The organism is Nakamurella sp., assembly GCF_048594475.1.
Taxonomy (GTDB): Bacteria; Actinomycetota; Actinomycetes; order Mycobacteriales; family Nakamurellaceae; genus Nakamurella.
The window spans coordinates 1-24,179 of the sequence record NZ_JBMDXT010000419.1; the positions used below are offsets into that span (position 1 = coordinate 1).

Consider the following 24,179-nt stretch of genomic DNA (forward strand, 5'->3'; position numbering starts at 1 on the left):
CCCCCTGAAAGAAGGCGTCAGCGTCTACGGGGCCCTGCACCGCGCCGCGATGACCGCCAACAGCACCGCCGACGACCACCGCAGCAAGGGCCAGGTCATGGCCGACGAACTCATCCGCCGCACCCTCACCCCGGGCGACGGCGACCCCGAACGGCCCGCCATCGAACTGCACCTGATCATGACCGACCGGACCCTGACCGACGACGACCCCGAACCCGCCCACCTCCTCGGTTACGGGCCCGTCCCCGCCCCCATTGCCCGTGACCTGCTCACCACCGACCAGCACACCCGGATCTGGATCCGGCGGCTGTTCACCGACCCCGACACCGGGGACCTACTCACCACCGACGCCCGCCGCCGCGACTTCCCACCCGCCGCCCGCATCTTCCTCGCCGCCCGCGACCAAATCTGCCGAACCCCCGCCGGTCGGCCGAGCTTGCGAGGCCGCCATCCAACACTGAGGGAGGGCCAAGCGGATTCGGCGACGAAGGAGGCGAATCGCGCCGTGCCCTCCCGGTGGCGCTCAAATCCGCCAGGCCGACCACGCCGTCGCATTCAGCAAGGGCGGACCCACCACCCTGCCCAACGGCAACGGCCGGTGCACCGCCTGCAACCTGGTCAAGGACCTCGACGGCTGGACCACCCACCTCACCGACCACACCACCGACACCGGAGCCGGTATCACCACCACCACCCCGACCGGCCACACCCACCACAGCCGTCCACCCCGCCCACCGACATCCCCACCCTGGCCGCCACCCCGAGAACAACCCCGACCCCGGATCGAGATCCATTGGGTCGACGAGAAACTCGCGGCGACAGGAAGCCGACGACGGTGAGCGCGTTACTCCAGCGTGCGTTGCGCGGCGAACTGCACGACGTCCATGAACAGGCCGCGGCGGGCGAACTCGGCCCGCTGCAGGTCGGCCCCGGTGCCGGTGTCCCGCAGCCGGGCCAGCGATTCCTGCACCAGCTCGAGGTCGCCGTTGGTCCGCAGGGCGGCCAGCACGTGCTGCACCAGTGCGTCGATCATCGCCCAGGCCGGCACCGCGGTCCGGGTGCGGTGGTCGAGCAGGTCCCCGCACAGGCCGAACCGCGCCGCCCGCCAGGCGGCGCCGCGCAGCACCTCGATTCGGATCGGATCGACGGGGTGACCGTGCCGCCACTCCGTGGACGCGGTGTCCACCAGCGCCCGGGCCAGGGCGGCGATCAGGGCGGAGTCGCGGACGTCCATGCAGACGTCGGGTACCCGGATCTCCAGCGTCGGGTAGGACGCCGACAGCCGGGCGTCGAAGTAGATCATCCCGTCGTCCATTGCGGCCCCGGTGGCAAGCAGGTCGTTGATCGCCCGGTGGTATCCCTCCACCGATCCGAACGTCTCGGTCGGCCCGGCGGTGGGCCACTGGCCCCAGGCGATCGACCGGTAGCTGGCGTACCCGGTGTCCTGCCCCTGCCAGTACGGCGAGTTCGCCGAGAGGGCGATCAGCAGCGGCAGCCAGCCGCGGATCCGGTCCAGGACGGCGACGCCCTCCTCGGGCGAGGAGATCGCGACGTGGATGTGCTGCCCGCAGGTGAGCTGCTGGGCGGCGATGATCCCGAACATCTTGGCCATCCGGGCGTACCGCTCGTTCTCGGTCAGCGTGGGGTTGACCTCGAACGGGTTCGTCGCCACCGCCACCACGTGCACGCCGGTGCTGCCGGCGGCGGCGGCCACCGTGCGGCGGACGACCCGGAGCTCGTCCCGCAGGGCGGCCACGTCGGTCGTCGGGGTTGATCCGATCTCCGTCTGCTCCATCTTGAACTCACGCTCGACCAGGTGGTCGGCCCCCGCCCCCAGCCGCGCCACCGCCGCCTCGTGCACGGTGTCGCCCGCCGAGGCCGGCGTGCCGGACACCGGATCGACCAGCATCAGCTCTTCCTCGACCCCGACGGTACGCAGCCCGCTGTTCATCCCCACCGGGCCAGTCTCCCCCACCGCCCACCCGGGGTTCGTTGCCGCGCTGTTTCGGGTACAGCGCAGACTGGACCAGTTTTCGATGCCAGCGCATGGGGAGGGGACGGCATGGCCGACGAGAATCGCTCGAAACCATTCGAACGGGACACCCGGTACATCACGACCAGGATCACCCGGGACGGCCGGGACGGCTACCCGGTCGAGCCCGGCCGCTACCGGCTCGTCGTCGCACGCGCCTGCCCGTGGGCCACCCGCACGACGATCGTGCGCCGGCTGCTCGGCCTGGAGGACGTCATCTCGATCGGCGTCTGCGGTCCCACCCACGACGAGCGCAGCTGGACCTTCGACCTGGATCCCGGCGGCGTCGACCCGGTGCTGGGCATCGAGCGGATCCAGCAGGCCTACTTCGCCCGCGACCCGCAGTACCCCAGGGGCATCACCGTCCCGGCGATCGTCGACGTGCCCACCGGCGCCGTCGTCACCAACGACTTCCCGCAGATCACGCTGGACTTCGCCACCGAGTGGACCGAGTTCCACCGGCCCGGTGCCCCCGACCTCTACCCGGCCGCGCACCGGGACGAGATCGACGAGGTCAACCGCCGCGTCTACAGCGAGGTCAACAACGGCGTGTACCGGTGCGGGTTCGCCGGCTCGCAGGACGCCTACGACGCCGCCTACGCCCGCCTGTTCACCGCCCTGGACTGGCTGAGCGACCGCCTGGCCGACCGGCGGTACCTGGTCGGCGACACCATCACCGAGGCCGACGTGCGGCTGTTCACCACGCTCGCCCGGTTCGACCCGGTGTACCACGGCCACTTCAAGTGCAACCGGACCAAGCTGACCGAGATGCCGGTGCTCTGGGCCTACGCGCGAGATCTGTTCCAGACGCCCGGATTCGGTGACACCACCGACTTCGTACAGATCAAGCATCACTACTACAAGGTGCACACGACCATCAATCCGACGCAGATCGTGCCCGACGGGCCCGATCTCGCCGGCTGGTTCAGCCCGCACGGCCGGGAGACGCTGGGCGGCCGGCCGTTCGGGGACGGCACCCCGCCGCCGACCCCACCCGTCGACGAGATGCTCACCGCCGACTGGACGACGGAGCGCGACGGCCCGGCCTGACCCGGCTCAGCGCATCTCGGCCGGCTGGGCGGTCGATTCCAGGACCGACAGCCACAGGTCGCCGTCCGGCGCCACGGTGTTGCCGTGCGAGACGACGGTGTCGATCGGGACGTGCACGAACCGGTTGTGCCGGCGGCCGACGACCATGTCGGTCCGGCCGGCCATCCCGGCGTGCGCGGCGGCCTGGGCCAGCCGCACGCAGTACACCGAGTCGAACGCCTTCGCCGGGACCGCCCGGATCGAGTAGCTGGGCTTGATGTACTTGAGCGTCAGCTCGCGGCCCAGCGACCGGTAGTGGCCCTGCATCCGGGCCTCGAGGTACCGGCCGATGTCGCCGAGCCGCTTGTTGCCCGAGGCGTCGGTGGCCCGCACGTCGGTGAGCAGGTCCTGGCCCGCGCCCTCGGCGACGACCACCACGGCGCTGCCCCGCTCAGCCACCCGCCGCTCCAGCGCGGCCAGGAACCCGGAGTCGCCGTCCAGCCCGAACGGCACCTCGGGGATCAGGACGAAGTCGGCGTGATGGTTGGCCAGGGCGGCGTAGCAGGCGATGAACCCGGCGTGCCGGCCCATCAGCTGCACCAGGCCGATGCCGTTGATCGCCGACTGCGCCTCGACCTGGGCCGCGGCGATCGATTGGGCGGCCACCGTGAACGCCGTCTGGAAGCCGAAGCTCTGGCCGATGAAGGGGATGTCGTTGTCGATGGTCTTCGGGATCCCGATCACCGAGATGGCCAGGCCCCGGTGCCGGGCGACCGCCGCGATCCGGCTGGCGCCGCGCATCGACCCGTCCCCGCCGATCACGAACAGGATGTCGATGCCCAACTCGACCAGGCGGTCGACCATCACCTCGGGATCCTGGGCGCCGCGCGAGGTGCCGAGCACGGTCCCGCCCTGCATGTTGATCTTGGCGACCCGCTCGGGGGTCAACGCGATCGGTTCCAGGCCGCTCTCCGGCACCAGACCGGCGTAGCCGTTGCGGAAACCGACGACGTCGCTGACCTCGTAGTGGATGTTCAGCTCCATCACCAGGCCACGGATCACGTCGTTCAGGCCCGGGCACAGGCCACCGCAGGTCACGATGCCGGCCCGGGTGGCGCCCGGCGGGAAGAAGATCTTCTGCCGCGGGCCGCCGGGCTCCAGCGTCGGCAGCTCGGCCAGCGGCACCCCGTGCGCGGCGACCAGCCGCAGGGTGTCGTCGAAGAGCACCCGGTCGTTCTCGTCGACGTAGTGGTCGTTGGTCTCCCGGGCGGCGACGTACTTCCCCAGCGGCGAGATGTGCCGGCACTCGCCCAGCTGCCGCACCTGCAGATCCGCGAGCGTCACCATGCGGCCGATCGTGCCCCGGCGCTGTGTCCGGTATGTATCCCTGGCGCAAACTCCTGGGCGCCGTCAGGCCGCCGCCACCGCCGGGCCGGGCACCCGGCCGCCAGCGGGATCAGTCGGTCAGCTGGGTGAGCACCCGCACCAGGCTCGGCCGGGGCGGGACCGAGGAGAACCCGAACGCGACCGGCGGGTCGACCGGGCGCAGCTCGCCCAGGTCGACGCCGTCGAAGCGCGCGTCGGCCGAGACGATGTGCCGCAGGTCCTGGGCGCAGTACCACTCGCGCCGGCCGTCGGCCGTCCGGCCACGCGTGCGGATGCCGTGCATCGCCAGCCGGGCGATCGGGCTCACCGCGCCCGCCCACCACCGGGACCGGGCCACCGACCGCGGCACGGCCAGCAGGGCCAGGCCGACCGGCGGACGGCCACCCACCTCGAAGGTCAGGGCCAGGTCGTCGGTCGCGATCATCCAGGTGCGCCCGTCCCGCATCCGCAGCACCGGCTCGACCCGCACCTCGTCGAACGTGTACATCGACCGGATGAAGTCCGCGAACTCCTCGCTGGGGGCGAGCAGGATGCGGTGCCCGTCGGCCCGCTGGATCATCACGTCGGTGACCGCCCCGAACGGCGACGACGGCCACATGCCGACCACGATGCGGGTCCCGGAGGCGGTGCCCAGGCCGGCGATGGCGCCGTCGAATCTCAGCATGCCTCCACGGTAGGCGAGCCCGGGGACCGCCTCCGCGGTCAGCCGCCCGCGGGTTCGGTGAGGTGCGCGACGATGTGCCGGACCGGCACCGCCGGGAACGCCTTGCGCGCCCGTTCCACCACGTCCTGCCGCAGCCAGGCGGAGTGCACCTCCGGATGGGTGCAGATGACGATCCGGTCGGGCTCGAACTCGGCGGCGGCCGCGGTCAGCGCGGCCATCGGCCGGTGGTCCCCCAGCTCGCCATCGGCCTGCAGCCCGTGCTCGCGCATGGTCCGCAGCGTGCCGTCGAGCCGGGCCTGGGCGGCGCGGACCGTCTCCTCCCAGACCCAGACGGCGCCGGTGTGCTCGGCCTGGCCGGTGTCCACCGGGTTGGCCGGCACGCAGACGAAGTACCGGGCGGCGCCCTCGGCGTCGATGGCCTTGAGCTCGTCGAGCAATTCGCCCGCGCCGACGGTCTCGTTGGCCAGGACCAGCACCCGGGTACCACCCGGGGACGGGGCGGCGTCGACGTCCCGGTCGACCGAGCCACCCCGGGCCTTGGTCACCGCGTACAGCAGCAGGACGACGCCGAACGCGAGCAGGCTGAGCCACAACTGCGATTGCGTCGACTCCTCCAGACCCATCATCACCAGCACGGCCACCATCGCCGCGATCGTCAGCACGGTCAGCGCCGGGTACAGCCACATCTTGACCTGCAGCCGCTCCGGCGGCGTCCGCCGGCGCAGGATCAGCTGGGAGATCGCGATCAGCAGGTAGACGAACAGGATGATCGCGCCGGAGGAGTTCAGCAGGAACAGGAACACCGTGTCGGGCGCGATGGCCGCCGCGATGACGCACAGGAAGCCGACGACGGTGGAGAACAGGATCGCCCACACCGGCACCCCGCGGCCGTTCACGGTGATCAGGGCGACCGGCGCCTCCCGCCGCGCGGCCAGCACGAACAGCATCCGGGAGGCCGTGTACAGGCCCGAGTTCAGGCAGGACAGCACCGCGGTCAGTACCACCGCGTTCATCAGGTGGTCGACGAACGGCAGACCCATCACCTTGAACGCGCTGACGTACGGCGATTCACCCAGCTCGGTGGAGTTCCACGGCAGGATGACCGCCAGCAGGAACACCGAACCGACGAAGAAGATCGCGATCCGGACGATGACCGAGTTGGTCGCCCGGGCGATGGCCTTGGCCGGGTCCTTGGACTCGGCCGCGGCGATCGTCGCGATCTCGGCGCCGACCATCGAGAAGATCACCACGACGATCCCGGAGAACACGGCCCCCCACCCGTTGGGCAGGAAGCCGCCCTGCGCCCACAGGTTCGAGAAGTCCATGCTCTTGTTCGGCCACAGGCCGAATACATACAGGGTGCCCAGCGCGATGAACACGATGATCGCCGCGACCTTGATGCCGGCGAACCAGAACTCGAACTCGCCGAACGAGCGCACCGAGAACAGGTTCGTCGCCGTCATCAGCACCATCAGGATCAGCGACATCAGCCACAGCGGGGCGTCGATCCAGTACTGGAGGATCTTGGCGCCGGCGACCGCCTCGAAGCCGACGACGATGACCCAGAAGTACCAGTAGAGCCAGCCGACCGCGAAGCCCGCCCAACCGCCCAGCGCCCGGCGGGCGTAGTCGGCGAACGATCCGGTCGACGGGTTGGCCACCGCCATCTCGCCGAGCATCCGCATCACCATGACGATGAGCACGCCGCACAGCGCGTAACTGAGGAACGCGGCCGGCCCGGCGTCGTTGATGACCGCGCCGGAGCCGACGAACAGGCCCGCGCCGATCACCCCGCCCATCGCGATCATCGTCAGATGCCGCTGGCTCAGTCCCTTGTGCAGCTCCGGAGATCCTGACATCGCCTACCTCACAATCGGTGACCATGTGGCGCCTGGGAGTGAAGAGCGGTCTCACTGTGCGCCCCCGGCCGCGTCGCGGCAAGACGAATCGGGTCACCGTTGTGTTACCGATCGGTCAGGTGGTTCCGGTCGCCAGCGATGAGTCCGGCCCTCGCCCCCGGTCACTGCTCGGTGACCGCCGACGACGACGCGCCGACGCTGCCCGGAGCCGACCGGCCCGGGTTCCGCCGGACGACCGTCCGGATCGAACCGGGTCACTGCCGCCCCTACCGGTCCGCCGACTGGGCCGACTGCCTGGTGCTGATCGAGTCCGGCGAGATCGATCTCGAGGCGATCGGCGGCGCCCGGCAGACCTGCCGCGGCGGCGACGTGCTCTTCCTGGTCGGGCTGCCGCTGCGCGGCCTGGTCAACCGGGGGCCGGCCCCCGTCGTCATCACGACCGTCCGGCGGGCGTGAGCCGGCTGGCACCATGGCGGGCAGCCGACCGCTGGGAGACGACCCGATGACGACACCGCCGACGACACCGCTGGCCAAGGGCGGGAACGTGCCTTGGCGCCATCCGCAGGCCGACGTGCGGATCGACGGGCTGCCGCCGCAGGCCAGCGTGCTCGCCTTCCTCGTGGGACCGGACGGCCGGGTGCGCAACGACGCCGACTTCGTGTTCTTCAACAACCCGTCGGTCCCCGGGGTCGCCGTCGACGGGCACCGGGCCGCGATCGACCTGGCCGCCGTGCCGGACGGGGTGGACAAGGTCGTCGTCGCCGCGGTGCAGGACGACGCCGACCCGGCTCCGCTGGCGGCCAGCCCGCTGGCCGTGACCGTCGGCCCGGACGGCACGTCCCTGCCGGTGACCGGCCTGACCACCGAGCGGGCGGTCGTGGTCGCCGAGATCTACCGCCGGGCCGGCCAGTGGAAGCTGCGCAACGTCTGCGCCGGGTGGACCGAGGGCTTCGCCGCCCTGGTCCGGGCGCACGGAGTGGACGTCGAGGACGAGGGCCCGGGCGAGACGCCCGCCGCCTCCGGCCCGGGCGCGCCGCCCGCCCCGGTTCCTGCCCCGGGGCCCGCTCCGGCCATCAACCTGCGCAAGCCGGGCATCGACGCCGTCGACCTGGGCACCCGTACCGGGACGATCAACCTGCGCAAGGGCGAGCAGGTCACGATCACCCGGACCCCGCTCATCGTCGCCACCTGCACCTGGCCCCGGGCCACCGACTACGACATCTTCGCCCTCGTCCGGTACCGGGACGGGCGCACCGAGACGGTGTCCACCTTCGGCACCGCCGACGCGCCGCACGACGTCCGCCCCGCCACGGCCGACGGGGCGGTCCGGCACGGCGGTGACGTGGGCCGCACGCAGGGCACCAAGCCGCGCGGGTGGCGCCGCAAGGCCACCCCGACCATCGGGTCCGACCTGGGCCGGGAGAGTGTCGAGATCACCCTGAATCCGCAGATCGCGGCGGTCGTGCCGGTCGTCTACTCGGCCCAGTCGAACGGCACCGGGTCCTTCCGCCGGTACCAGGTGTCGATGGCGATCGACAACGGTTCCACCGAGCAGGGCGGCGGTGACACCGTGACCATCGACGCGACCAGCGCATCGGCCGACGACGCCGTCTACACCTGCGTGCCGGGCATCATCATCAACGATCCGGACGGGGTGCGCATCCAGTTCCTGGAGCTGTACTCCGCGCCCGGCAGCGAGCACCGCCCGGTCGTCGGGGACGACTTGATCGTGCGGATGGACGCCGGCCCGCTGAACGCGTTCAAATAGGGCGCCGCCGGCGGGCGCCGGGGATCGACCCGGCCGCTCGGCAAGCCCACAGGAACCCGTCGCACACTGGACGGGTGACACATCAAGTAATGCCGCGGCGGGGACCCCGCCGCCTGATCTGGCCGGCTGCCGCGCTGGCTGCCCTGTCCATGTCCGCCCTGACCCGGACGGTCGGCCGGGCCGCTCGCGGGCTGCCGACCGCCATCGGCGCCGGGGCCGCGCAGATCCGCCCCGTCGCGAGCGGGTCACCCCGCTACGACGGCCGCACGTTCAGCAATCCGGAGCCGTCCGCCGTGCTCACCCTGCGCGACGGGCTGTCCCTGCTGCCGGCCCTGCTGCGGCGTCGGGACGGCGGGCGGCCGTCGACGGCCGTCCCGCTGGTCACCGCGCCGCCGCCGGCGCAGGCCGGGGACCTCGCCGTCACCTGGCTGGGCCACGCCACCACGTTGATCGAGATCGACGGCCGGTTCGTGCTGACCGATCCGGTCTGGTCGCGGCGCGTCTCGCCGTCGCCGACCGTCGGGCCGGCCCGGCTGCATCCGGTGCCGATCGCCGTCGGCCAGCTGCCGGCGCTGACCGCCGTCGTCATCTCGCACGACCACTACGACCACCTCGACCTGGCCACGGTGCGCCAGCTGGTGGCCACGCAGTCGGCGCCGTTCCTGGTGCCACTGGGTATCGGCGCGCACCTGCGCCGGTGGGGTGTCCCCGATGACCGGATCGTCGAGCTGGACTGGGACGACTCCCACACCGTCGACGGTCTCGAACTGGTCTGCGCCCGCAACCGCCACTTCTCGGGTCGGGGCCTGCGCCGCAACACCACCCTGTGGTGCTCCTGGGCCCTGATCGGCCCGCGCCACCGCGTGTACTTCGGCGGCGACACCGGGTACACCGAGGCGTTCGCGCAGACCGGGCGGGACCGGGGTCCGTTCGACGTCACGATCCTGCCGATCGGTGCCTACGACGAGCACTGGCCCGACATCCACCTCAACCCCGAGGAGGCCCTGGACGCGCACCGCGATCTCGGCGGCGGGTTGCTGGTGCCGATCCACTGGGCCACGTTCGACCTGGCCCTGCACTCGTGGGCCGAACCGGTCCGCCGGCTCACCGCGGGCGGTGGCGACGCCCGCATCGCAACCCCCCGGCCCGGTGAGCGGGTGGACGCCACCCGGCCCGGGCCGGCCGACCCATGGTGGGAGGGTCCCGACCCCACCACCTGACGAGCTGTGTCCGGATCGTCACGCCGGGTGGAACAATGGGTCGATCACGTCCCGTCACCGGGGCGTGGCCCGGTCCGGCCGGGCCCGGGGAGCGGCAGGGGCGGGTGGCGAGAAGCGGTGGTCGGGTGACGGCGGTGCGTGAATTCGCCGCCGCGCCGCTCCGGGCGCGGCTCTGGGTCGGCGTGGCCGTCCTGCTGGCCCTGGCCCTGCCGGCGCTGACGACCACCTGGCCGTCCCCGCCGGTCCCGGTCCGCGACCTGCTGACCGCCGCCGCCCTGGTCGCCGGAAGCGTGGTGAGCGTCGAGATCGGCCGGCTGTTCGAGGGCGGCACCGTCGCCCAGCAGCGGCCGCACAAGGCGCTGTCCGCCTGGCCCATGGCGGCCGCCGTGCTGTTGCCCGCGGTCTACCTGATTCCCGTGGTCGCGCTGATCTACGCCCACGCCCGGTGGCGCGGGATGCGGGTCACGCTGTGGAAGTGGTGCGCGTCGGCCTGCTTCCTGATGTGCGCCGGAGCCGTCGCGGGGCTGATCGTGACGGCCCCGACCGGCGCCCCGCCCACGCTCGAGTCGGGCGCCCCCGGCCTGCTGATCATGGTCGCCGGCATCCTGAGCTTCCTGGCCGTCGAGGCGGCGATGCTGGCCGTCGCCGCCTGGCTCAACACCGCCGCGGACGAGGTCTGGCTGCGCCGCACGCTGGCCGACCCGGCGTTCTACCTCACCGAGTCCGGGGTCCTGACCATCGGCGCCCTCACCGGCCTGCTCGGCGCGGACGCCCCGTGGTTCGTGCTGCTGATGGTCCCGGCGTACGGCTTCCTGCAGCAGTCCGTGCTGCACCGGCCACTGCAGGAGCGGGCGACCCGCGATCCCAAGACCGGCCTGCTGGTCTTCACCGCCTGGCAGCAGCTGGCCGCCGAGGAGATCCGCCGGATGAGCGCCCACCGCCGGTCCTGGGCGGTGATCTTCGCCGACATCGACCACTTCCGCCGCTACAACGAGCGGCACGGCCATCTGGGCGGCGACCGGGCGCTGGAGCAGGTCGCCCGCATCATCACCGGCCACGTGCGCCCCCGCGACCTGATCGCCCGGTTCGGCGGCGAGGAGTTCTGCGTGCTGCTGCCCGACACCCTGGCCGCCGACGCCGGCGAGGTCGCGGAGCGTCTCCGGCGGGCGGTCGCCGACGAGTCGACGAGCCTGCCCGAACCGGTGACGGTGAGCATCGGCGTGGCCGTGGTGGCGAGCGGCCAGACGCCGATGGAGCTGGCCGTCGTGCTGGCCCGGGCCGATCAGGCGCTCTACCGGGCCAAGCTGGCCGGCCGCAACACCGTCCGGATCGCCGGGCCGGCGACGGACGCCGACCTGGGTGCCCACCACCCGTAGGGGTCGACTACCAGATGCGCACCCGGTCGGCCGGGTCCAGCCAGAGCGCGTCGGTGGGCTGCACCGCGAACGCCTCGTGGAACCCGTCCAGGTTGCGCACGACCTGGTTGCAGCGGAACTCGGCGGGCGAGTGCGGGTCGATCGCCAGCATCCGGATCTGTTCGGCCTCGCGCATCTTGAGCCGCCAGACCGTCGCCCACGACCGGAAGAACCGCTGCGCACCGGTCAGCCCGTCGATCTCCGGGGCGGGCGCCCCGCCCAGCGACATCCGCCAGGCCTGGAAGGCGATGCCCACACCGCCGACGTCCCCGATGTTCTCGCCGATCGTGAGGGCGCCGTTGACGTGGTGGCCGGGGGTGTTCCGCGGCTCGAGCGCCGAGTACTGCTCGATCAGCCGACCGGTCAGCGCCTCGAACGCCGCCCGGTCCTGCGGGGTCCACCAGTCGTGCAGGGCGCCGCGGCCGTCGTACTTGGACCCCTGGTCGTCGAAACCGTGCCCGATCTCGTGCCCGATCACCGCGCCGATCGCCCCGTAGTTCACCGCGTCGTCGGCGGCTGGATCGAAGAACGGCGGCTGCAGGATCGCGGCCGGGAAGACGATCTCGTTCATCCCGGGGTTGTAGTAGGCGTTGACCGTCTGCGGCGACATGAACCACTCGTCGCGGTCGACCGGGCCGCCGAGCTTGGCCAGCTCCCGCTCGAGCTCGAACGCCGCCGCCCGCTCGGCATTGCCGATCAGGTCATCGGCCGACACGGTCAGCGTCGAGTAGTCGCGCCAGCGGGCCGGGTACCCGATCTTCGGGGTGAAGGAGTCGAGCTTGTCCAGCGCCCGGGACCGGGTGTCCTCGCCCATCCACGACAGCGTGCGGATCTCGGCCCGGTAGGCGGCCAGCAGGTTGTCGACCAGCGCGTCCATCCGGCGCTTGGACTCGGGCGGGAAGTGCCGCTCGACGTAGAGCCGGCCCACCGCCTCGTTCGCCGCGGACTCGACGAAGGCGACGCCCCGCTTCCAGCGCTCGCGCAGCTCGGGCGTGCCGGACAGGGTGCGGCCGTAGAAGTCGAAGTTCTTCTCGACCAGCTCGGCCGGCCCGTACGGGGCCAGCGACCGGACGATCCGCGCGGTCAGCCACGAGCGCCAGGCGGGCAGCCGGTCCGCGGTGAGCAACCCCGCCAGCGCACGGAAGAAGTCCGGCTGCCGGACGACGACCCGGTCCAGGACGGACGGCGCCGCGCCCAGGCCCGCCAGCCAGGCGTCCCAGAACGGCGCCGGCATCAGCTCGTCCAGGCCCGCCCGGTCCATCGGGTTGTAGGTCTTGGTGCTGTCCCGGGAGGCGACGCGGTCCCAGTGCCCGGCGGCCAGCTCGGTCTCCAGGGCCACGACCGCCGCGCCCTGCCCGGCAGCGTCCGGCACGCCGGCCAGATCCAGGAACCCGGGGAGGTGCCCGGTGTAGGCGACCAGCGTGTCGGCGTGCGCCGCGTCGGAGTAGTAGGACTCGTCCGGCAGCCCGAGGCCGCCCTGGGTCAGGTTGACGGTGTACCGCTCCGGGTCGCCCGGATCGGTGTCGACGTAGCTGCCGAAGACGCCGCCGATGCCCCCGCGTTCCAGGCGCCCCAGCGTCTGCAGCAGCGCGACCGGGGAATCGACCCCGGCCACCGCGGCCAGCCGCTCGGCGATGGGCGCCAGGCCCCGCCGTTCCACCGTCTCGACGTCCATGAAGCTGCGGTACAGGTCGCCGATCAGCTGGACCGGGGTGCCGGGCTCGGCGTCCGCCGCGCCGGCCGCGGCGTCCTCGATGATGGCCCGGCTGTCGGCCTCGGCGTCGTCCCGCAACTGATAGAAGGCGCCGTCGGCGGACCGGTCGGCGGGAATCTCGGCGGTGTCCAGCCAGTAGCCGTTCACGTGCCGGAACAGGTCGTCCTGGGGCCGCGGGGCCTGGTACTCCGGCTCGGCGACTGCGGTCATCTGCGTGCTCCTCGTGCGTCCCGGCCCGGCCCACCGGGCCCGATGTCCGGGCCCACGGTACGCGCCGTGGAATCCGGGGCCGGAATGTGCGGCGTCGTTGCGTCGTTCGAACAGATCAGGAGTACCGGAGCACTGGAAGGAGCCCGATGGGCGAGCGCACCGCGAAGTACCGAGTGACCGGAATGACCTGTGACGCCTGCGTGATCGCGGTGACCGAGGAGGTCGGGCGGCTGGCCGGCGTCCGGTCGGTCGACGTGGAGCTGCGCCCCGGCGACGAGTCGGTGGTGACGGTGGTCAGCGAAGTGCCGCTGCTGGAAGGAGCCGTCCGGGACGCGATCGACGAGGCCGGCTACGCGCTGGCGTCCTGATCCGGGCGTTCGGACGGTCTAGAGTTGGCCGAGCCTGCGAGGCCACCATCGAGCACGGGAGGGGTGGCCTGGGTGAATGCGGCGACGGAGGAGCCGGATTCTTCAGGACACCCCTAGATCTGGTCCATGAGCCGCTGCTTGCGCTGCGCGAACTCCTCGTCGCCGATGACCCCGGCGGCGCGGAGCGCGCGCAGCTCGGCCAGCTCCTCCAGCGGATCCTTATACGGCGCCGGCCCGTCGGCAGCGGGATTCATCGCCCGGCGGGCGTTCTCGACGAACGCATCGGCCTGCGTGCCCAGGATCTGGTCGACGAACAACCGGCCGTCGGCGGTGACGACCTCGACGGTGCCCATCCCCCGGTGCTTGCCGGCCTCGACCGAATCGACCTCGTCGAGACCGATGTCGGCGCCGTAGGGCGCGTCACCGGACGGCACGAACAGCAGCCGGCGGGTGGTGAGGGCGAACAGCCCCATCTTCTTGGTCCACCGGCCCTCGACCAGCTGCACCACCATCTCCTGGTCGGTGAGCAGTTCGGCGAGCCGGGGCAGTTCCCGGTCGGTCTGCCGGCCGAACGCCGTCCGTTCGGCCGCCCGGACCAGATCGTCCCGGACCCCCGCCGAGCGCAACCGCTCGCCCAGGGTGGGCATCTTCATCCACTTGGCGATGAATCCGGTCATGCCCCACTATCCCACTGCTTCATCGCGCCGTGCGGCGCTGCTGGTCCCTGGCCTCGAGCAGCTTGAGCCAGATCTCGCTCATCGTCGGGTAGGACGGGACCACGTGCCAGAGCCGGTCGAGGGTGACCCCGCCGACCACCGCGACCGTGGCGGCATGCACCAGCTCGGCGACCTCCGGACCGACGAACGTCGCCCCGACCAGGGTGTCCGTCGAGGCGTCGAGCACCAGCTTGGCCCGGCCGACGTAGCCGTCCCGCAGCAATGAGACGCCGGCGACCCCGGCCAGGTCGTACTCGACGGTCTCCACCGCGATCCCGTCCGCGCGCGCCTGCGCCTCCGTGCGCCCGACCGAGGCGACCTGCGGGTCGGTGAACGTCACCTGCGGCACCCGGCCGTCGTCGGCCACGTCGGTGAACCGGTCGCCGGACAGCTCCCGGCCCTGCGCGCGGGCGGCGATGACGGCCCCGGCGATCCGCCCCTGGTACTTGCCCATGTGGGTGAGCAGCGCCCGGCCGGTGACGTCGCCGACGGCGTAGAGCCAGTCGCCGGGCACCCCGCGGACGGCCAGCCGGTCGTCGGTGACCACGAACCCGTGGTCGCCGCTCACGTTCAGACCGACGGTGTCCAGACCGATGTCGGACGTGGCCGGGGTGCGTCCGGCGGCGACCACGAGCTCGTCGACGGTGATCGTCTCGGCGCCCTCCGGGGTGGTCAGGTGCAGGCTGACCTCGCCCCCGTGGATCCGGCCCTCGCCGGTGTCGGCCGGATCGACCCGCTCCACCCGGTCGACCCCGGTGGTCAGCAGCACCCGGACGCCGGCGTCCCGGAACGTCCGGGCGACCAGCTCGCCGGCGAAGGGCTCGTTGCGTTCGAGCAGGGCGCCGCCGCGGACGACGATCGTCAGCTCGGCCACCCCCAGGCCGCGCAGCCAGGTCGCGGCCTCGCAGGCGACCACGCCGCCACCGATCACCGCGACCCGGCGCGGGATCTCGTGCACGTTGGTGACATCCCGGGAGATCCAGGGCCGGGCGGCCCGCAGCCCCGGCAGGTCCGGCACCGCGGCGGTGGTGCCGGTGGCCAGGACGACGGCGTGCCGGGCGGTGATGGTCCGGGTGCGGCCGTCCGCGGTGGTCACCGCGACCCGCTTCTCGCCGGCCAGCCGGGCGTGCCCGCGGACGACCGCGATCCCGGTGTCGTTGGCCCACTTGACCTGCCACCGATCCTCGTGGTGGCTGGTGAACCCGTCCCGCCGGTCGAGCACCGCGGGCACGTCGATGGTGCGATCGGCGACCAGGGACTGCACGCCGGGCATGTGCCGCGCGGCGTCCAGCAGTTCCACCGGCCGCAGCAGCGCCTTGCTGGGCATGCACGCCCAGTACGAGCACTCCCCGCCGAGCAGCTCGTGCTCGACGATGGCCGCCGTGCGGTCGCTGCCCTGGATCGCGTACTGCGCCACGATCTCGCCGGGCGGTCCCCCGCCGATCACGACCACGTCGTAGGTGTCGGATTCCCCGGTCAGGTCGGCCGGTGGGTGGCCGGAGGCGGCGGCGGGACGGTCGGGCGAGGTGGCGGCCATCCCCCTACGGTATCCGCGGGCGCTGCCGGTCGAGCTGCTCCTGGGCATCGGCCAGCACGCGGACGATCCCAGCCCCCAGCTGCACGTCCGCCCGGGTCGGTGACCCGGTGGCGGCCGCGGTCACCAGCTCGGTCGCCGCGGCCGCGTAGATCTGCACGATGCGACCGTCGGGCCGCTTGGGCATGGGCACCAGCCCGCTCTCGCCCCACAGCAGGCACTCGAACGAGGCCGCCGCGGGCGGCGCGTACTGGCTCAGGGTGGCCGTGCTCGTCGCGCCCGAGTCGTGCCGGAGCACCAGGGTGACCAGGTCGCCGTCGCCGGGCGTCGCGGTGACCGCGGCGACCGGACCGAGCGCCGCGGTCAGGGTGGACAGGGCGTGCGGCCCGGTGTCCCACAGCGCGCCCCTCTCGTGCCGCCAGGGCGAGGCGCCGTAGGGGTTGCCCGGAGCCTGCAGCGTGCTGAGCCAGCGGAACCAGGCACCGCGCCAGCCGGGCGTGCCCTGCACCTGGTCGAACCAGGCGCGGGAGGAGTCGACGAAGCGGTCGGTGAAGAAGACGACGGACGCCACCCCGGCCGCGTCGACCGCCTCGGCGAGCGCATCGGCGGCGGCGACGTCCAGCGCGACCGGCTTGTCCAGCAGCAGGTGCCGGCCCGCTCGGGCGGCGCGGAGGGCGAGCCCGGCCTGCACCGACGGCGGCACCGCGAAGGCGACGGCGTCCACGTCGGCGATGAGCTCGTCGAGGCCGTCGTAGGGCCGGGCACCGACCCGGCCGGCCAGGTCGGCGGCCTTGGCCGGGTCCCGGCCCCAGATGCCGACCAGCTCGGCGTCGGGACACTCCACCAGACCGGGGGCGTGCGCGATCCCCGCCCACGGACCCGTCCCGACCAGGCCGAACCTCATCGTCATGACTGTCCCTCCATCGCCGGCGCGATTGTAGGCGGGCGGAGTTCCCCGGGACTGGCACCATCTGTCTCTGCTCGCCAACCTGGAACGGCGGTACGGCCATGCACTCACCGCACGCCCCGGGGGGACGTGCGCTGGACCTGGCCGTACAGGGGATCCTGGCCAAGATCGTCGGCTCGGCACCTCGGGAGCGTGAGGGCCTCCGGCTCCAGGCATCGAACACGCGGGTGGCCGGCGGGCCGGTCACCATGCTGACCCTCGACGTCGCGGCCGGACCCTGCGTCACCCTGCCGGACGGACCACTGCCCCTCCGCTCCGAAGTCACCAACTCGGCCGGCAGACCGGTCGGCGAGATCGTCGTCTGGGTCTCAGACGGATATCTCTCGGCCCTCGAATTCGCCTGGTGGACCGATCAGCCGCCGTCCCGGCTCCCGCCCGCCACGCAAGTGCACGTTCGGTGACAGTGTTCAGCCCGCGCGCGGCCCCGTGGTCGGGTAGGGCAGCAGCGCCATCTCCCGCGCGTTGCGGATGGCCCTGGCCACCTCGCGCTGCTGCTGGACGGTCAGGCCGGTCACCCGGCGCGAGCGGATCTTGCCCCGGTCGGAGATGAATCGGCGCAGCAGCGCGGCGTCCTTGTAGTCCACGTGCTCGATGCCGGCGTCGATCAGCGGGTTCCGCTTGGGCCGGCCGGCGGCGCGCGGCCGCGGCGCCCTCACCGCTCCTCCCGGAAGTCGACGTGCCGGCGGGCGACCGGGTCGAACTTGCGCAGCACCAGCCGATCCGGATCGTTGCGCCGGTTCTTTCTGGTCACGTAGGTGTAGCCGGTCCCGGCGGTCGACTTCAGTCGCACCACCGGCCGGACGTCGTTGCGAGCCACCAGGCCCTCCCCTTCTTGATAATGCTTATCATTATGCACAAGACGGGGCGCCGCGATGGACCCGGCTCGGCTTATTAGTGAGACCGGTTATCATTTTGGCTCACACTTCCCCCCGTCGAGGAGCCCGTCGTGACCGTCCGTCCCCCTGCCCACCGTCTCGCGCTGGCCGCGGCAACCGCCGCTCTCGGCGTGCTGGCCCTGGCCGGCTGCGGCGCCGATGCCACCGCCGGCGCGGCGGATTCGTCCTCGGCCGGCGGCCCGCCGCCGACCACCGCGTCCAGCCCGGCGTCCGGCACCGGGCCGGCGAGCCCGGTGACCCCGGCGCTGACCGTGACCGGACCCGGCGGCGAGACCGTCACGCTGACCAAGCGACCCGAGCGGATCGTCTGCCTGACCGGCATCTGCGACGACGTGCTGGTCGAGCTCGGCCTGCAGCCGGTCGGCACCACCACCCCGGCCCTGCTGGCCCTGCCGGAGTTCCTGGGCGACCGGTCCGCCGAGGTGGCCACCGTCGGCGGGTCGTTCGGCAACGAGGACGTGGCCTCCATCGCCGCGCTCAAGCCCGACCTGGTGGTCGGGTTGGCCGGGGCGCACGATCAGCTGCGATCGGCCATCGAGCAGTTCGCGCCGCTGTGGCTGATGGACGTCGGCAGCTGGCCGGACTCCGTCGGGTACCTGCGGGCGATGGCGACGCTGACGGACCGGCCGGACCAGCAGGTGGCCGCCGAGGAGGCGTTCACCGCATCGCTCGACCGGGCCCGCGCCGCCTCGACCCGGCAGGGTCTGGCCACGACCAAGGCCATGGCCATGTACTCCAGCGGCGCCGGGATGGGCGTCAACACCCAGGACGACCTGCTCGGCGGGCTGCTCGGCCAGGTCTTCGCCTACCCCTGGCCGAACAAGGGCGGCGGCTGGGACACCGCCCAGGCCTACTCGGTCGAGGAGATCCTCGCGGTCGACCCGCAGATCATCTTCGTCCAGTCGTTCACCAGCTCGCCGGACGCCCCGAAGGCATCCGCCGAGCTGGCCGCCAACCCGGTGTGGCAACAGATCGACGCGGTCCGCAACGGCAAGGTGGTCGAGGTCGACACCGCGTTGTGGACGGCCGGCCGTGGGCCGCGCGCCCTCGGCCTGGTCCTGGACGAGGCCGTCGCGGCCGCGCAGTCCTGACCGGGCGGTGCGGGCGCACGCGCCGGTGGTGGCGGCGCCACCCCGGGGCCGCCGGGTGGCACCGGTCGCCGCGGTCGGGCTTGTCCTGCTGGCCGCCGGGTCGCTGGCCGCCCTCTGCTGGGGGACGCCGGCCCTGGGCGTCGGGCCGATGGTGCGGGCGCTCGGCGGGGACGGCGACCGGCTGGTGGTGACCGTGGTGAACCAGCTGCGGGCCCCCCGGGTGGTGGCCGCGATCACTGCCGGCGCCGCGCTGGCCGTGGCCGGCACACTGCTCCAGGCCGTCCTGCACAACCGCCTGGCCACCCCCGATCTGCTGGGGGTGGGTCCGGGCGCGGCGGTGGCGGTCGCGGCGGTCGTGGTGTTCGGGCTGCCCGTGCCCGGTGCGGCGTTCCCGGTGGTCGCCACGGCCGGCGCGGCCGCCGGGGGCGCGATCACCCTGGCCGCGGCCCGGGGCCTACGGGAACCGTCGTCGGTGCTGCTGGCCGGGGCGGCCGTCGGGGCCGCGCTCGGCGCCCTGGTGGTGTCGGTGACGTCGATGGCCGAGCAGCTGCAGGTGCAGCTGCTGTTCCGGTACCTGTCGGGCTCGCTCGCCGCGGTCACCTGGGCCCAGGTCACGCCGATGCTGGCCTGGACCGCGGTCTCCCTGCTCGCCGCCCTGGCGCTCGCGCCGTGGCTGTCGGTGCTGGTGGTCGGCGACCGGACGGCCGGCACCCTGGGCCTGCCGGTCTATCGGGTCCGCCGGCTGGCGGTGGCCGTCGCCGTGCTCCTGGTCGCTGGCGCGGTCAGCGTGGCCGGGCCCATCGCCTGGATCGGTTTCCTCGGCCCCCTGCTGGTCCACCTGGTACTCCCGGGTGTCGGCGTGGTCGGCCGGGTGCCGCTGTCCGCGCTGGCCGGGGCCCTGGTCACGGTCGCCGCCGACCTGGCCGCCCGGCTGGCCTTCGCCCCGGTGGAGTCACCGGTCGGCGCGTGGACCGCGGTGGTCGGGATCGCGCTCGCGGTGACGGTCGTCTCCGGGCGGCTGGGCGCAGCCCGCGACCGCGCCGCCGCCGGCGAGCCGGCCCGGGCGGATCGGTGACGACCGTCCGGGCGGCCAGGCCCGCGCTCGTCGCGCTCGCGGCGGTCCTGCTGGCCGTCACCGCCGATCTGATGGCCGGACGCGGCGTGCCGGTCGACCGCTTCGCCGCCGCGGTGGTCGATCCCGGCTCGCTGGACGGGCAGATCGTCTGGTTGCTGCGGGTGCCGCGGGCGCTGACCGCCGTGCTCGCCGGCGCGGCCCTCGGGGTCGCCGGGGTCGCCCTGCAGTCCGTGCTGGCCAACCCGCTCGCCTCACCGGACACGACCGGGGTCACCGGGGCGGCCGTGTTCGGGGTGGTGGTGGTGACGGCCACCGCCCTGGTCCCGCGGGACTCGACCACCGGAATGCTGTGGGCGGCCCTGCTCGGCGGCCTGCTCGGCAGCGGGCTGGTCTACCTGCTGGCCGCCCGCCTCGGCCCGGACCGGCAGCTGCTGTGCGGCGTCCTGGCGGCCGGCGCCATGGGCGGGGCGATCACGTTGTTCCTGTCCGTGCGGACGTCGCAGTTCGGCACCGTCCTGCGCTGGCTGGTGGGGTCGGTCGACGCCCGGGTCTGGGCCGACCTGGCCCGGGCCGCCCCCTGGATCCTGGTCTGGCTGCTGGTGGCGGTCCTGGCCTCACCGCTGCTGCCGATCCTGGCCGGCGGTGACGCCCACGCGGCCGCGGTCGGCCTCGCGCCGCGCCGCACTCGGTTGCTGGTGCTGGTCACGGCGGTCGCGCTGGCCGCGGGCGCGGCGGCACTGGCCGGGGCGATCACGTTCCTGGGACTGGTCGTGCCGCACCTGACGGGGTTGTTGGTCGACCGGTCGAGCCGGTGGATGGTGCCGGTGGCCGCGGCCGTGGGCGCCACCCTGCTGGTCGGCTGCGACGCGGTCGCCCAGACCGTGACCGGTCTCCTGGCCGGCGCCCAGCTGTCCCAGCGGGCCGGCGTCCCGGCCGGTGCCGTGGCCGCGGTGGCCGGGGCTGTGGCCCTGGTGGTGCTGATCCGACGAACGGAGCGACCATGACCGAACCCCGATCCGCCGACCCCGCGGGGACAGCGCTGCTGCGGGCCGACCGGGTGGTCTACCGCTACCCGCGCCGGCGGGGGGCGACGGTGGCGCCGCCGGCGGTCCTGGACAGCGTCGATCTGGCCGTCCGGCCCGGCGAGTTCGTCGCCGTGCTCGGGATGAACGGGTGTGGCAAGAGCACCCTGCTGCGGTTGCTGGCCGGCGAGCTGACCCCGGACACCGGCCGCATCCGGGTGCGCCTCGACGACGGCGCGGCGCCGGCCGAGCTGTCCGGGCTGAGCCGCCGCGCGATCGCCCGGCGGATCGCGGTGGTGCACCAGAGCCTGCCCCCGCTACCCGGACTGTCGGTCGCGGCGTTCGTCCGGCAGGGGCGGTACCCGCACGAGGGGGCGCTGGGCGCCCTGCGCCGGCCGGCCGGCGCGCCCGGAGCGGAGGTCGAGCGGGCGCTGAACGCCGTCGGGCTCACCGGGGCCGCGCACCGGCTCCTGGACGAGCTGTCGGGCGGCGAGCGGCAGCGGGCCCGGCTTGCCCTGGCGCTGGCCCAGGCCGCCCCCGTCCTGCTGCTCGACGAGCCGATCGCGCATCTGGACGTCCGCCACCAGTTGCAGATGCTGGCGCTGGTCGACGAGCTGCGCCGGACGCTGGGGCTGACCGTGGTGGCAGTCCTGCACGAGCTCGACGTGGCGGCCCGCGCGGCGACCCGCCTGGTCGCGCTGGCCCGTGGCCGGGTCGTCGCCGACGGCGCCCCGGCGGACGTGCTCGATGCCGAGCTGCTCCGGACCGTCTACCAGGTGCGGGGGCGGGTGGTCCCGGACGCGCTCACCGGTCGGCCGCGCTGCCTCGTCGACGAACCGGTCGCCGAGGACGGTGCCCGGGACGGACACCCCACCCGTTTTGGTCACGCAGGGTCACCGAATGTCGTTCTGCGTCGTCCGTCACACACCCCGCCCTCGCCCGGTTCCCGGGTCGCCCACAGCGAACCCCCATCCGGGTGACTCAGCGTCCCCTCCGTGTCGGACACCCTGCCGAAGACCCCTGGCCACGCCGCGCCGCAGCCCGCGGCCCTGGCCCGCTGGTGGCGCGAACCCCGGTGGGCGCGCGTTTCCCTGGTCGTCATCCTGGTCGGGACCGCCGTCGGCCTGTCCTGGAACCTCGCTCGGGGCGGCGACTTCTCGTTCTACGAGGCGTCCGCGCGCTCGATGTCCGGCTCGTGGCACGCGCTGCTGTTCGGGGCGTTCGACCCGGACGCGACCGTCACGCTGGACAAGCTCAGCTGGTTCGCCATCCCGCAGGCCCTCAGCATCGACCTGTTCGGCATGTCGACCTCCTCGGTCGCCCTGCCGCAGGTGATCGAGGGCCTGATCACGGTCTGGGCGTGTGCGGTGATCGGGCTGCGATGGGCGGGTCGCTCAGCCGGACTGGTCGCCGCGGCCGCGGCGGCGACCACGCCGATCTTCCTGTCGATGTTCGCCCACCCGATGGAGGACGGGCTGGTCACGATGGCCCTGGCCGTCGCCCTGCTCTGGTGGCAGCGGGCGATCCTGACCGGCCGGTGGTGGCCGCTGCTGCTCGCCGGGCTCTTCGTCGGCATCGGCTTCCAGGCCAAGATGATGCAGGCCTGGTTCATCCTGCCGGCCCTGGTGATCGGCACCCTGGTGGCCTCACCCGAACCCGCCCGGCGGGTCGTCGCCCGCACCGGCGCGCTCGTGGGCGTCGCGGTGGCCGCGTCGCTCGCCTGGATCACCGCCATCCAGCTGACTCCGGCGGCCGACCGGCCGTACATCGACGGATCGACCGACAACAACGTCTTCGCCATGGTGTTCGGCTACAACGGGATCGGCCGGTTCATCCCGAGCGCGGTGCCCGGCGCCGTCGGCTACCACGCGTCGGGCGGCGGGGAGCACGTCACGACCACGGCGGCGTCCTCCACCGCACACCTGGCGTCCACCCTGCCGGCCGCCGCGGCACCGGAGGGGCCGGCGCCGCAGACCGTCTTCAAGCTGCTCGAGCCGCTGTACGGCAGCCAGGTCGGCTGGCTCTATCCGGTCGCGATCGCCGGCGTCGTGCTGGGGGTCCGGCGCTGGTGGCCGGCGGCCGTCCGCCGGCGGGCCGCCCCGGCCGCCGCGGCCGACCCGGGCGCCGCTGCCGGGACCGGCGACGGTCCGCGCCCGAACCGGGCGATCCGGGCCGACCGGACCGGCTGGGCCATGCTGCTGGTCCTGGTGATCTGGCTGCTGACCGCGGCCGCGGTGCTGACCGCCGCCCGGGTGCCGCACACCGCCTACGTCGCGGCGATCGGCGTCCAGCTCGTGCTGCTCGCCGCGGTCGGGCTGGCCGAGGCGGTCCGCCTGCTCCGCTCCCCCCGCCTGGCCGCCCGACTCGTGTTGACCGGCCTGCTCGTGGTGCAGACCGCCTGGAGCGGCTGGCTCGCGGTCGGCAGCGGGACGCCCTGGGTGCTCATCGGAGCGATGGCGGCGCTGGCCGTCACCGGCATCGTGGTCGCCGCCCTCGCCGCCGTCCGGAGCTGGTTCGTCCCCACCGCTGCGGAGTCCGCACCGGAATCCGCGCCCGGTTCGGCGCCGGATCCGGCGCCGGATTCAGCGCCGGCGGCGCGCCGCGGCTGGGCCCGGGCGGTGCCCGTGGTGGCGGCGGTCGCCCTGCTGGCGGGTCCGGCCTGCTTCAGCGTGCAGGTGCTGGACGCCTACCGGGACGGCAGCGGCAGCGACGCCTCCGTCGGCACCCGTGGCACGACCGGGTCGAACGTCGGCTTCGCCGTGTCGGCGCCGGACATCTGGGGTGGTCGGGAAACGATGCTGCCGGCCGTGGCCCAACTGCGGGACCGGGCGCGGGCCGCCGGCGGCGGTCAGGACGGCGCGCCGCTGTTCGTCAGCGACTGGTGGGCGATCTCGGCGTCGATCATCGACGCCACCGGGGACAGCGTGCTCACCGACGGCGGGTACTCCGGGCAGGTGCCGGTCTTCACCACCGCCGATCTGGACGCGATGGTCGCATCCGGGCGGAACCGGCTCTTCGTCGTCAAGGACGGCGCCCCGGCGGGCGACCCGGTCCAGCAGACCGTGCACCACGACGGCTGCATCGCGCTGCAGTCCTGGACGGCGTCGGCCGACGCCAAGCACACCGACCTGGACACCGGGTTCACCCTCTACCGGTGCAGTCCCACGACGGCCTGAGGTCCGACGGGACGTCTGGATACCGGGAAACGGGGTA

Annotated in this window: 22 protein-coding genes; 11 read left to right on the top strand and 11 right to left on the bottom strand. The window is 73.4% G+C overall.

The window, feature by feature from the left end; genetic code table 11:
* Both ACOJUF_RS19015 and ACOJUF_RS19020 read right to left on the bottom strand, forming a co-directional pair.
* Positions 1-286 (bottom strand): hypothetical protein (locus ACOJUF_RS19015; protein WP_420123387.1); only part of this gene is annotated, 286 nt, incomplete at its 3' end.
* 558 nt (positions 287-844) lie between these two features.
* Positions 845-1,951, bottom strand: a complete 1,107-nt coding sequence (locus ACOJUF_RS19020; RefSeq protein WP_420123424.1) for a carboxylate-amine ligase — start codon at positions 1,949-1,951, stop codon at positions 845-847.
* A 111-nt stretch (positions 1,952-2,062) separates the two neighbouring features.
* Between ACOJUF_RS19020 and ACOJUF_RS19025 the strand changes: the two genes are divergently transcribed.
* Positions 2,063-3,082, top strand: a complete 1,020-nt coding sequence (locus ACOJUF_RS19025; RefSeq protein WP_420123388.1) for a glutathione S-transferase family protein — start codon at positions 2,063-2,065, stop codon at positions 3,080-3,082.
* A gap of 6 nt (positions 3,083-3,088) precedes the next feature.
* Here ACOJUF_RS19025 and ACOJUF_RS19030 read toward each other — a convergent pair whose 3' ends face one another.
* The 3 genes from ACOJUF_RS19030 to ACOJUF_RS19040 all read right to left on the bottom strand — a co-directional run bounded on the left by ACOJUF_RS19030 (position 3,089) and on the right by ACOJUF_RS19040 (position 6,970).
* The gene (locus ACOJUF_RS19030; RefSeq protein WP_420123389.1) at positions 3,089-4,408 is read right to left on the bottom strand and encodes an ATP-dependent 6-phosphofructokinase; all 1,320 of its coding nucleotides are present in this window, start codon (positions 4,406-4,408) and stop codon (positions 3,089-3,091) included.
* Positions 4,409-4,517: 109 nt separating this feature from the next.
* On the bottom strand, positions 4,518-5,111 hold the full coding sequence (locus ACOJUF_RS19035; RefSeq protein ID WP_420123390.1) for a hypothetical protein: 594 nt from the start codon (positions 5,109-5,111) through the stop codon (positions 4,518-4,520).
* A gap of 38 nt (positions 5,112-5,149) precedes the next feature.
* Complete coding sequence (locus ACOJUF_RS19040) at positions 5,150-6,970, bottom strand: amino acid permease (protein WP_420123391.1); 1,821 nt, start codon at positions 6,968-6,970, stop codon at positions 5,150-5,152.
* Between the two features lie 138 nt (positions 6,971-7,108).
* Here ACOJUF_RS19040 and ACOJUF_RS19045 point away from each other — a divergent pair, with 138 nt between their 5' ends.
* The 4 genes from ACOJUF_RS19045 (at position 7,109) to ACOJUF_RS19060 (ending at position 11,334) form a co-directional block, all read left to right on the top strand.
* The gene (locus ACOJUF_RS19045) at positions 7,109-7,426 is read left to right on the top strand and encodes a hypothetical protein (protein ID WP_420123392.1); all 318 of its coding nucleotides are present in this window, start codon (positions 7,109-7,111) and stop codon (positions 7,424-7,426) included.
* A gap of 46 nt (positions 7,427-7,472) precedes the next feature.
* Positions 7,473-8,738, top strand: coding sequence for a TerD family protein (locus ACOJUF_RS19050; protein WP_420123393.1), 1,266 nt, complete (start codon positions 7,473-7,475; stop codon positions 8,736-8,738).
* 149 nt (positions 8,739-8,887) lie between these two features.
* Positions 8,888-9,958 carry an MBL fold metallo-hydrolase gene (locus ACOJUF_RS19055; RefSeq protein WP_420123425.1) on the top strand — a complete coding sequence of 357 codons (1,071 nt, stop codon included), beginning with the start codon at positions 8,888-8,890 and terminating at the stop codon, positions 9,956-9,958.
* Between the two features lie 134 nt (positions 9,959-10,092).
* The gene (locus tag ACOJUF_RS19060; protein ID WP_420123394.1) at positions 10,093-11,334 is read left to right on the top strand and encodes a GGDEF domain-containing protein; all 1,242 of its coding nucleotides are present in this window, start codon (positions 10,093-10,095) and stop codon (positions 11,332-11,334) included.
* 7 nt (positions 11,335-11,341) lie between these two features.
* Here ACOJUF_RS19060 and ACOJUF_RS19065 read toward each other — a convergent pair whose 3' ends face one another.
* Positions 11,342-13,297, bottom strand: a complete 1,956-nt coding sequence (locus tag ACOJUF_RS19065) for a M13 family metallopeptidase (protein ID WP_420123395.1) — start codon at positions 13,295-13,297, stop codon at positions 11,342-11,344.
* Positions 13,298-13,443: 146 nt separating this feature from the next.
* Between ACOJUF_RS19065 and ACOJUF_RS19070 the strand changes: the two genes are divergently transcribed.
* Complete coding sequence (locus ACOJUF_RS19070; protein WP_420123396.1) at positions 13,444-13,665, top strand: heavy-metal-associated domain-containing protein; 222 nt, start codon at positions 13,444-13,446, stop codon at positions 13,663-13,665.
* A gap of 113 nt (positions 13,666-13,778) precedes the next feature.
* Here ACOJUF_RS19070 and ACOJUF_RS19075 read toward each other — a convergent pair whose 3' ends face one another.
* The 5 genes from ACOJUF_RS19075 to rpmG all read right to left on the bottom strand — a co-directional run bounded on the left by ACOJUF_RS19075 (position 13,779) and on the right by rpmG (position 17,699).
* On the bottom strand, positions 13,779-14,342 hold the full coding sequence (locus tag ACOJUF_RS19075; RefSeq protein WP_420123397.1) for an SHOCT domain-containing protein: 564 nt from the start codon (positions 14,340-14,342) through the stop codon (positions 13,779-13,781).
* A 19-nt stretch (positions 14,343-14,361) separates the two neighbouring features.
* Positions 14,362-15,918 carry a dihydrolipoyl dehydrogenase family protein gene (locus tag ACOJUF_RS19080; RefSeq protein WP_420123398.1) on the bottom strand — a complete coding sequence of 519 codons (1,557 nt, stop codon included), beginning with the start codon at positions 15,916-15,918 and terminating at the stop codon, positions 14,362-14,364.
* A gap of 4 nt (positions 15,919-15,922) precedes the next feature.
* Positions 15,923-16,825 carry a Gfo/Idh/MocA family protein gene (locus ACOJUF_RS19085; protein ID WP_420123399.1) on the bottom strand — a complete coding sequence of 301 codons (903 nt, stop codon included), beginning with the start codon at positions 16,823-16,825 and terminating at the stop codon, positions 15,923-15,925.
* Between the two features lie 464 nt (positions 16,826-17,289).
* Positions 17,290-17,538 (bottom strand): 30S ribosomal protein S18, encoded by a 249-nt coding sequence (gene rpsR / locus ACOJUF_RS19090; RefSeq protein ID WP_420123400.1) that lies wholly within the window; start codon positions 17,536-17,538, stop codon positions 17,290-17,292.
* A complete protein-coding gene (gene rpmG / locus ACOJUF_RS19095) occupies positions 17,535-17,699 on the bottom strand; it encodes a 50S ribosomal protein L33 (protein WP_420123401.1) in 165 nt (54 codons plus the stop codon). The genes rpsR and rpmG overlap by 4 nt, the downstream gene beginning before the upstream one ends.
* A 129-nt stretch (positions 17,700-17,828) precedes the next feature.
* On the opposite strand from rpmG, the gene ACOJUF_RS19100 reads away from it, so the two are divergent.
* From ACOJUF_RS19100 to ACOJUF_RS19120, 5 genes are read left to right on the top strand one after another with little or no spacing between them, the layout of a single operon-like run.
* The gene (locus tag ACOJUF_RS19100) at positions 17,829-18,869 is read left to right on the top strand and encodes an ABC transporter substrate-binding protein (RefSeq protein WP_420123402.1); all 1,041 of its coding nucleotides are present in this window, start codon (positions 17,829-17,831) and stop codon (positions 18,867-18,869) included.
* A gap of 7 nt (positions 18,870-18,876) precedes the next feature.
* Entirely contained in the window at positions 18,877-19,944 is a 1,068-nt protein-coding gene (locus ACOJUF_RS19105) for an iron chelate uptake ABC transporter family permease subunit (RefSeq protein WP_420123403.1), read from the top strand.
* Complete coding sequence (locus tag ACOJUF_RS19110; RefSeq protein WP_420123404.1) at positions 19,941-20,948, top strand: FecCD family ABC transporter permease; 1,008 nt, start codon at positions 19,941-19,943, stop codon at positions 20,946-20,948. The genes ACOJUF_RS19105 and ACOJUF_RS19110 overlap by 4 nt, the downstream gene beginning before the upstream one ends.
* On the top strand, positions 20,945-21,946 hold the full coding sequence (locus tag ACOJUF_RS19115; RefSeq protein WP_420123405.1) for an ABC transporter ATP-binding protein: 1,002 nt from the start codon (positions 20,945-20,947) through the stop codon (positions 21,944-21,946). Before ACOJUF_RS19110 ends, ACOJUF_RS19115 begins: the two co-directional genes overlap by 4 nt.
* A gap of 15 nt (positions 21,947-21,961) precedes the next feature.
* Positions 21,962-24,142 (top strand): ArnT family glycosyltransferase, encoded by a 2,181-nt coding sequence (locus tag ACOJUF_RS19120; protein WP_420123406.1) that lies wholly within the window; start codon positions 21,962-21,964, stop codon positions 24,140-24,142.
* Positions 24,143-24,179: the final 37 nt, after the last annotated feature.